Below are 8,733 nucleotides of genomic sequence, written 5' to 3' on the forward strand. Positions count from 1 at the left end.
AGATCGACCCCTTGGGCGGGGTCGTTGAAGGAAAGATGCGCTGCAAGCAGAAATCTGTCAACAGTTTGCATTAGTCAGATGAACAGTTTTCACATTTGTCTGACCGGTTCTTTGCCAACTGCCGTTTAATCAGCCGATATTGGCCATTCGATAGGCACGCGCTGAGCTGATATGCTCGCGCATCACCCGTTCCGCGCGGTCCGGGTCGCGGCTGCGGATGGCCTCTACGATGTCAAAATGCTGGCGAAGTGCTTCTTCCGCCCGTCCCGGGCGCATCGAGGATTTCAGCCGGGCGATGCGCAACTGATAGTTCACTTCGCTCATCAGAATGCGCTCGATATTCGGGCTGCCCGAGGCGCGGGCGATGGAGATATGGAATTCTTCATCGGCGGAGTGCTGGCGATAGCCACGGGCCTGAGCTTCGCGGATCTCGCTTTCATCGCGGCGCAGCAGGCGCTCGGCTTCATCGGCCCATCCGGGCGGGGCATGGGTGGCGGCCAGGCGCGCGGCCATACCTTCAAGTGCTTCACGCAGGTGGAAAAGCTGCTCGATTGAATCGTCGTCAAATTGAATCACCCGCACACCAAGGCGGGGCGAGCGCTGCACGAGTTTGCCTTCAAGCTGTTGCAGCGCCTCGCGGATCGGGCCGCGACTCACACCAAGCTGCCGCGCAAGATCGGATTCCGAGAGTTTCTGCCCCGGTTCGAATTCTCCCGAAGTGATGGCTGCGACCACACTGTCCAGCGCTTCGTCTGCGAGAGACCGGATCTTAATCGGTTCCAACACGGCTTCCTTCCTGTCGATTGATTGCGCGGCAAAAATCCGACGCTGAGGGGGCTCAGCGCGGGCGCTTTTGTCATGCATGCCATGCGTCCTTAAGTGGGGAAAGCAAAATTTGCTGTCTGATCCTGCGGATTTAGCTGCTCCTGCGGCGGCGGTGCAAAACTGCAGCAAACTGCCTTTCAGGGCGAAATCCGCAGCAGGGCGGTTTTTGACCTTTTGGGAAATTTAGCTGCGATCCGGGCTTGATGCTTGCATTTCTCTGATCTTTCGGCGAAGGCTTCGGCAATTTTATGAAAGGTTCATACCTTTCAAATTTGTGCAGACCAGGAATGCCCCATGACCAGACTTGCCATCGATATCGGAGGCACCTTTACGGACGTCGTTCTTGAACATGAGGGGCGCATTCAGTCGCATAAGCTGCTGACCACGCCTGCGGCGCCGGAAGTGGCCGCGCTGGAGGGCAGCGCCTGGCTGGTGGGGGAGTGCGGGCTCAGCCTCTCGGATGTGCAGACGGTGATCCATGGCACGACGCTCGCGACCAATGCGCTGATTGAGCGTCGCGGCGCAAAGACCGCGCTGGTGACGACCGAAGGCTTCCGCGATGTGCTTGAGATGGCGTATGAAAAGCGCTTTGAGCAATATGACACTGACCTGCAGCTGCCTGAGCCCCTGGTCCCGCGCGAATTGCGCTTCACCCTGCGCGAGCGGATGACGGCTGAGGGGCTGGTGCTGGCCGCCCCGGATCGGGCGGCCACCCTGGCGCTGGCTGAACAGCTGAAAGCACTGAAGGTTGAGGCGGTCGCCATTGGCTTCCTTCATGCCACGGTTGATCCCCGGCATGAGCTGCAGGTGCGCGACTGGCTGGCGGAGGTGCTGGATCCGAAAGTGACGATCTGCCTCAGCTCAGAGGTCTCGCCCGAAATCCGCGAATATGAACGGTTCTCGACCACGGTGGCCAATGCCTATGTCCGCCCGCTGATGGCGCATTATCTGCGCCGCTTTGATACCCGGCTGCGGGCGCTCGGGTTTGACGGCCAGTTCATGCTGATGCTCTCGGGCGGCGGGCTGACCACGCTGGATCAGGCGGCGAAGACCCCGATCCGTCTGGTGGAATCCGGCCCCGCCGGGGGCGTGGCACTGGGGGCGCGGGTGGCGCGGGAACTCTCGGAAGATCGTCTGCTGGCTTTCGATATGGGGGGCACCACCGCCAAGATCTGCTTTCTGGAAGAGGCCGTGCCCGCCACGACCCGCCGCTTTGAGGTGGCCCGCGCCTGGCGCGACATCAAAGGCTCCGGGCTGCCGGTGCGGGTGCCCACGACGGAACTGGTTGAGATCGGCGCAGGTGGCGGCTCTATCGCCAGGCGCGATGCTCTGGGGCGTCTGGCGGTGGGTCCGAAAAGCGCAAGCTCCGTCCCTGGTCCGGCCTGTTATAACCTGGGCGGCACAATGCCCACGATCACGGATTCCAACGTGGTCCTTGGCAAGCTGCGCCCCGAAGGCTTCGCCGGTGGCAAGCTGACGCTGAAACCTGAACTCGCGCTTGAAGCCGTGATGCGCGAAGTGGCCACACCCCTTGGCATGAGTTCAGCAGACTGGGCCGCGGCCGGGGTGCTCGAGATCGGCGAAGAGGCCATGGCCAATGCCGCGCGGGTTCATGCAATCGAGCAGGGCAAAGATGTCACGCGCTATGCGCTGATGGCCTCCGGGGGGGCGGGGCCGCTTCATGCCGTGCGGATCGCCGAAAAGCTCGGGATTTCGCGGGTGATCATCCCGACCTCAGCGGGCGTGGGCTCAGCCGTTGGCTTCCTGAGCGCGCCGGTCGCCTATGAGGTGGCCCGCTCTCTCATCATGGCGATGGCGCGTCTGGATCTGGGGCATATCGCGAAGCTCCAGGCGGGCATGCTGGAAGAGGCCACAGCCGTTGTGCGCCCCGCGCTGACCCCCGGTGAGGCGATCACTGCCACCTGGGCGGCAGAGCTGCGCTATGCCGGTCAGGGCCATGCGCTGCGGGTCGCGCTTGAGGCGCCGCTTGCGACCGCCGCTGATCTGAGCGCACTCGAGGCGCGCTTTGTGGCGCAATACCTTGAAACCTATGGCACCACGCTCGACGGAAATCCGGTGGAAATGGTGGCGCTGAGCCTGATCTGCTCGGGCCCCTCGGTGCAGACAGAGGCTGCGGATGCGGTGGCAGAGCCCCATGCAGCCCCGGTTGAGAGCCTGACCGCGGTCTTTGATCCGGTCAGCGGCACCCGGGTCGAGGCGGCGGTTTTGCAGCGCCGCAACCTGCAGCCTGGTGCGGTCCACGCCGGACCCGCCCTTGTCACCGAAGCGCAGACCACCACCTGGGTTCCGGGCGGCTGGCATCTGAGCCTGCATGCCCTTGGCCATGTCATTCTTGATCGCGGGGTCCGCCAATGAGCCAGAAATCGCAACCCACCGCTTTTGAACTGGCCGCAAAGCCGCTCGCGGATTCCGAGATCATCGCGATGAACGTGATGTGGAACCGGCTGATCTCGGTTTCAGAAGAGCAGGCCAATGCGCTGCTGCGCGTGGCTTTTGGCGCGATCGTGCGCGAATCCGGCGATCTTTCGGCGGGCGTCTTTGATGCCGAAGGTCGCATGATGACCCAGGCCGTCACCGGCACCCCGGGGCATGTGAACACCATGGCGCGCTCGGTCAATGCCATGCTGGAAAAGGTGCCGGCTGAGACCCTCGTTGAGGGCGATGTGCTGGTGACCAACGACCCCTGGCTCGGCGCGGGCCATGTCTTTGACTTCGTGGTCGTGACGCCGGTGTTCCTGAACGGAAAGATCGTCGCTTACCTCGCCTCGACCTGCCACATCGTCGATATCGGCGGGCTCGGCTGGTCGGCAGAGGGGCGCTCGGTCCAGGAAGAGGGGGTCCTTTTCCCGGTGATGAAGCTGCGCAAAGCCGGCGTGGTGAACGAGGATTTCATCAATATCGTCGTCGCCAACTCGCGGGTCGCCCGTGAGGCACGGGGCGATATCATTTCGCTGATGTCGTGCAATGACGAAGGCATGCGGCGTCTGCTTGATCTGATGGCGGAATACCGCATCGAGAGCCTGCAGCCGCTGGCGGAATTCATCTTCGCCCGCTCTGCCGCCGCCACGCGTGAGGCGATCGACCTTCTGCCCGAGGGTGTCTATCACGCAGAGGTGGCACTTGACGGCTATGACAGCCCGATCCGGCTGAAGGCCGCGATGCAGATCGGCGGCGGCGTGATCGAGGTGGATCTCGACGGCTCTTCGCCGCTGGCGCCGCGCGGGATCAACTGCCCGTTAAGCTACAGTCAGGCCTATGCTTCTTTCGGCATCAAGGTCGCCGTGGCGCCCCATGTGCCCAACAACCATGCCTCGCTGGAGGCAATCCGCATCACCGCCCCGCCCGGCCTGATCGTCTCGGCAGAGCGTCCGGCGCCCGTGACGGCGCGTCACGTTGTGGGCCAGGCGCTGCCCGATCTGATGCTGGGCTGCCTTGCGCAGGCCATGCCGGGGAAAATCCTCGCGGAAAGCGCAGGCGCGCTCTGGGTGCTGGCGATTTCGGGCCAGGAGGCGGGGGCGGAGGCTCCGGCCTTTGCCTCGCTTAATGTGGCGCTTGGCGGGATGGGGGCGCGGCCGTCCTCCGATGGTCTTTCGACAACGGCCTTCCCCTCGGGCGTGGGGGCGGTTTCGGTTGAGGTGGCCGAATCCGTCGCGCCGCTCCTTTATGAGCATAAGGAATTTGCCCCCGACAGCGGCGGTGCCGGGCACTGGCGCGGCGGGCTTGGCCAGGATATCCGCCTGCGGGCGCTGAAGGACCAGCCGCTCACCGTCTCTGCCGCCGCCTTTGAGCGGCTGCGCCTTGGCGCGGCAGGGCGCGACGGCGGTCATGCGGGGCAGCCGGGCGCCGCCCGGATCACGGATGGCCAGGTGATTGACAGCAAAGGGCTTTATATCGTCCCTCCGGGCGAGGCTCTTGTGCTGCGCACGCCGGGCGGCGGTGGCTTTGGCGCACCGCAGACGCGCGATCCGGCCCTTGTGGACCGCGATCTCGCGCGGGGAATGATATCAGAGAGCGCGGCCCGCGATCTCTATGGCCACAAAGACCGCTGAGACGGCCATCAGCACGACAGGAGAGGACCCACATGTTCAGGACCATGCTTGCCCGCAGCCTTGCGGCCGCCTCATTTCTCGCGCTTACCGCCGGCGTCTCGCTGGCTGAGACCAAAATCGACTTCTCCAGCCCCTGGCCGGAGAACAACTTCTCGGCCATCTCGGCGCGCAAATTCGCCGATGCGGTCAATGAAGCCACGGCGGGTGATGTGGCGATCACCGTGCACCAGGCCTCTGAGATTGGCGTGACCGGCTCGGGCTCGATGTCGGCGGTGGAAGACGGCGTGGTGCAGATGGCAAGCTATCTGCTGTTCCTGCAGGCGGGCGAAGAGCCGCTGCTGGCGATCGACACGCTGCCCTTCCTGATCCGTGGCCAGGACGAGGTCAAAGCCTTCCTCGAAGTCGCCGCGCCCGCCTATGAAAAGATCGCTGAGCGTCACAACCAGAAGATCCTTTACTACGTGCCCTGGCCCTCGCCCGGTGTTTACTCGCGCAAAGAAATCACCTCGGTTGAGGATATGAAGGGCGCGCGCATCCGTGCCTTCAACCCGGCGAGCTTCCAGTTCCTCTCGTTGATGGGCGCAGCACCCCTGGAAATGCCCTGGGGCGACGTCGCCTCGGCGCTGGCCGCCGGCACCATTGACGGGGTCGCCACCTCGACCTCCTCAGGTGTTGACGGCAAGCTTTGGGATCTGACCACCCACTTCAGCCCGATGAAATGGTCGACCTCGACCGATGTGGTGGCCATTAACCTCGACACCTGGAATGAGATCTCGCCGGAAAACCAGGCGAAGATTGAGGCGCTGGCCGCCGAGATGCAGGCCGAATTCTGGGCGCTGAGCGCGGCAGAAGATGACACCAAAGGCGCGATCCTGGCGGAGAATGGTCTGAAGATCACTGAGGCCAATGAGGGTCTTCTGAAGCTCATGGCCGAGAGCGGCCGCACCATGTGGGACGAGTTTGTCGCCCGCGTGCCCGAAGCCGGTCCGATCATCGAGGCCTATACCGCCAAAGTCGGTAAATGACAGTTCAGGGGATGGCGTCCGCGCCATCCCCGTTTTCCATCGGAGCGATCATGCTGCGCGGCTATCTTGCCTTTTCTGACCGAACCTCCCGGGCCGCCGAAACACTGGCCGTTCTGCTGCTTTATGGTTTCTGCGCGCTGATGCTGGCCGAAGTTTTTGCGCGTGGCTTTCTCAGCACCAGCCTTGCGATGAGCTGGGAATTTTCCGCCTTCGCCATGGCCGGGGTGTTTTTGCTGGGCGCGGGGCCCGCGATGCGGCATGGCGCCCATGTGCGGGTGACCCTGGTCCTTGGCGCTCTGCCGCCCAAAGGCCAGCGGGTGCTGGAGGTGGCCGCGGTTCTGGGCGCGATCGCCTGCGCGGTGCTGCTGTGCTGGATCTTCACCTCGCTTTTCCTGAATTCCTGGGCCAAAGACCTGCGCCAGTCGAGCTATACCGCCACGCCGCTGATCTGGCCCCATGGTCTGGCCATGCTGGGATCAGTGCAATTCGTGCTCGATATGGTGGCGCGGCTGATCCGAACCCTTCTCAATGAGACCTCCGAGCAGCCGCTGCCGAAGGTGCAGGAGCTGCAAGATGCTTGAAATCGGCCTGCTGACGCTCTTTCTTTTTGCAGCCTTCCTGATGAGTTCCATCTGGGTCGGCCTGTCTCTCTTTGGGGTCGGCTATCTGCTGCTGGCGGTGTTCAAGCCGAACCTGCCGCTGGTCAGCTATACCGGCAAACTTCTGTGGAATGCGGTCAGCGCCCAGGAACTGCTGGCGCTGCCGCTCTTCATTCTGATGAGTGATGTTCTGGTCTCAGCGCATCTGGGCCGCTCGCTCTTTTCCGGCCTTGCGCCCTGGGTCAGCCGTCTGCCCGGCGGGCTGATGCATGTGAATGTGGCCGGCTCGACGCTTTTTGCGGCTGTGTCGGGGTCTTCTGCGGCGACCACCGCCATCGTGGGCCGCGTGACGCTGCCTGAGCTTGAGGCCCGCGGTTATCCGCGCCGTCTGGCCGTCGGCTCGCTGGCCGGGGCCGGGACGCTCGGCTTTCTGATCCCGCCGTCGATCATCATGATCATCTACGGCGTGGCTGCGCAGCAGAGCATTCTGGAACTCTTCATGGCGGGGGTCATTCCGGGGCTCCTGCTGGCCACGATTTTCTTTTGCTACATCGCCGTGGCCCATGTCGTCAGCGGCGGCGTGACGGATGATAAGGTTTACACCTGGGGCGACCGGATGCGGGGCCTGGTGGAACTTGGTCCCGTGGTGGCGCTGGTTGGCGGCATTATGAGTGCGCTTTACCTTGGCCTTGCGAGCCCGACCGAGCTTGCGGCGGTCGGCGTGGCAGGTGCGATGATCCTTTCGGCCGTCCGCGGGCATCTGAGTTTTACTGCGCTGGCGGCTGCGGGCCGCTCAGCGGTGGCAACTTCGGCAATGATGGGGCTGATCATGGCGGGGGCGGCGCTTCTGAACGCCTCGCTCGGGTTTCTGGGGCTGCCGAAAGCGATTGCGGGGCAGATCGTGCTGCTGGAGCTCTCGCCCCTGATGCTGATTGCCTTTCTGCTGCTCTTTTATGTGCTGATCGGCATGTTCCTTGACGGCACCTCGATCATCGTGATGACCCTGCCGATCACCCTGCCTCTGGTCATTGCGGCGGGCTTCGATCCGATCTGGTTCGGCATTTTCATCGTGATCGCGGTTGAGATTGCGCAGATCACGCCGCCGGTGGGCTTCAACCTCTTTGTGATCCAGTCGCAGACCGGCCATACCATCGGCTATCTGTTCCTGGCGGTTCTGCCCTTCTTCCTGATTATGCTGGCCTATGCCATGCTGCTCGCGATCTTTCCTGAGATCGTGCTGTGGCTGCCTTCCAGGATGTAAGACGGATGACCGTATCGCCGCCGCGCTATGCGCAACTGACCGAGGATCTGCGCCAGCGCATCACGGAGGGCAGTTTTGCCCTTGGGGAAAAGCTGCCGTCTGAGATTGAACTGGCCGCGCAGTTTGGCGTCAGCCGGGCCACGCTGCGCCGGGCGCTGTCAGAGCTGGAAGCCGAAGGCCTGCTGGCGCGCCGCCGCCGGGTGGGCACGGTGGTTGTTTCGGATCGTCCCGGTCAGAGCTTTCGCATGGCCATGCGCAGCTTCCCCGAGATCATGAGCCTGACCCGGATGTCGCGGCTGCAGATCCTGGGCAGTCGGCATGTGCCAAACGGCAGTTCCCCCCGGCTTCAGGGCCGCGAGAGTGCGACGGGCTACTGGCTTGAAATCAGCGCCCTGCGCTATCTGGCCGGAGACGCCCGCCCGGTCAGCTGGCTGGTGATGTATGTGGATGGCCGCTACGCGGGTATCCAGCCTCATCTCGATGAGGCCGGGGGCGCGGTCTATGAACTGCTGGAGCGCACCTTTGATCTGAAAATCTCGCGCCTGCGGCAGTCCGTGGGGGCGGGGCTCTGCCCGGAAGTTGCGACAAAGCTGCTTGGGTTAAGCTCTAAAGATCCGGTGATCGAACTTGATGCAGAGCTGTTCTGCGGCGAGGACCTGGTGGAGATCACCTGCGCGGTCTATGATCCGGGACGTTTTCGGATCAGCTCTGACGTGGTGCTGGGCAGCGCCTGACGCATCTGACGCCTGCCCGCAAGCGCCGGGCAGGGGCTTTGAGCACCCGGGATCTTTCGGCGATTGTGACCCTGCCGCCCTGCAGATTGGCGCTTCGCAGGGGCGACTGAATGTGCAACACTGCAACCTGAGGTATAGTTTCGTATCAGTTCCGGCCTAGGTCATGTTGACAAAAGGGATTCACACCGAGCCTGGATCGTGATTCAAGCTGGTATCTGC

General features: G+C 63.3%; 7 protein-coding genes. 6 read left to right on the forward strand and 1 reads right to left on the reverse strand.

Annotated features, from left to right (window positions below; all coding sequences use genetic code 11):
* Nucleotides 1–129: 129 nt before the first annotated feature.
* Entirely contained in the window at nt 130–783 is a 654-nt protein-coding gene (locus EP867_RS09290; RefSeq protein WP_206616318.1) for a GntR family transcriptional regulator, read from the reverse strand.
* Nucleotides 784–1,119: 336 nt separating this feature from the next.
* Here EP867_RS09290 and EP867_RS09295 point away from each other — a divergent pair, with 336 nt between their 5' ends.
* Genes EP867_RS09295 through EP867_RS09320 form a run of 6 tightly spaced genes read left to right on the forward strand, consistent with a single transcriptional unit; the run spans nt 1,120 to nt 8,514 of the window.
* A complete protein-coding gene (locus tag EP867_RS09295; RefSeq protein ID WP_128488440.1) occupies nt 1,120–3,201 on the forward strand; it encodes a hydantoinase/oxoprolinase family protein in 2,082 nt (693 codons plus the stop codon).
* Nucleotides 3,198–4,895 (forward strand): hydantoinase B/oxoprolinase family protein, encoded by a 1,698-nt coding sequence (locus EP867_RS09300; protein WP_128488442.1) that lies wholly within the window; start codon nt 3,198–3,200, stop codon nt 4,893–4,895. The genes EP867_RS09295 and EP867_RS09300 overlap by 4 nt, the downstream gene beginning before the upstream one ends.
* Nucleotides 4,896–4,927: 32 nt before the next feature.
* Nucleotides 4,928–5,920 carry a TRAP transporter substrate-binding protein gene (locus EP867_RS09305; RefSeq protein WP_128488444.1) on the forward strand — a complete coding sequence of 331 codons (993 nt, stop codon included), beginning with the start codon at nt 4,928–4,930 and terminating at the stop codon, nt 5,918–5,920.
* Nucleotides 5,921–5,970: 50 nt separating this feature from the next.
* Nucleotides 5,971–6,501 (forward strand): TRAP transporter small permease, encoded by a 531-nt coding sequence (locus tag EP867_RS09310; protein ID WP_164888820.1) that lies wholly within the window; start codon nt 5,971–5,973, stop codon nt 6,499–6,501.
* A complete protein-coding gene (locus EP867_RS09315; protein ID WP_128488448.1) occupies nt 6,494–7,780 on the forward strand; it encodes a TRAP transporter large permease in 1,287 nt (428 codons plus the stop codon). The genes EP867_RS09310 and EP867_RS09315 overlap by 8 nt, the downstream gene beginning before the upstream one ends.
* A 5-nt stretch (nt 7,781–7,785) precedes the next feature.
* On the forward strand, nt 7,786–8,514 hold the full coding sequence (locus tag EP867_RS09320; protein ID WP_128488450.1) for a GntR family transcriptional regulator: 729 nt from the start codon (nt 7,786–7,788) through the stop codon (nt 8,512–8,514).
* The last annotated feature ends 219 nt before the right edge of the window (nt 8,515–8,733 follow it).

Origin of the sequence: Falsigemmobacter intermedius (assembly GCF_004054105.1) — a bacterium.
In the GTDB taxonomy this organism is placed as follows: Bacteria; Pseudomonadota; Alphaproteobacteria; order Rhodobacterales; family Rhodobacteraceae; genus Wagnerdoeblera; species Wagnerdoeblera intermedia.

Excerpts from the sequence above, each read along its gene's own strand:
- EP867_RS09305 (WP_128488444.1), top strand. The coding sequence starts at position 4,928 with ATGTTCAGGACCATGCTTGCCCGCAGCCTTGCGGCCGCCTCATTTCTC.
- EP867_RS09295 (WP_128488440.1), top strand. The coding sequence starts at position 1,120 with ATGACCAGACTTGCCATCGATATCGGAGGCACCTTTACGGACGTCGTT.
- EP867_RS09315 (WP_128488448.1), top strand. The coding sequence starts at position 6,494 with ATGCTTGAAATCGGCCTGCTGACGCTCTTTCTTTTTGCAGCCTTCCTG.
- EP867_RS09320 (WP_128488450.1), top strand. The coding sequence starts at position 7,786 with ATGACCGTATCGCCGCCGCGCTATGCGCAACTGACCGAGGATCTGCGC.
- EP867_RS09310 (WP_164888820.1), top strand. The coding sequence starts at position 5,971 with ATGCTGCGCGGCTATCTTGCCTTTTCTGACCGAACCTCCCGGGCCGCC.
- EP867_RS09300 (WP_128488442.1), top strand. The coding sequence starts at position 3,198 with ATGAGCCAGAAATCGCAACCCACCGCTTTTGAACTGGCCGCAAAGCCG.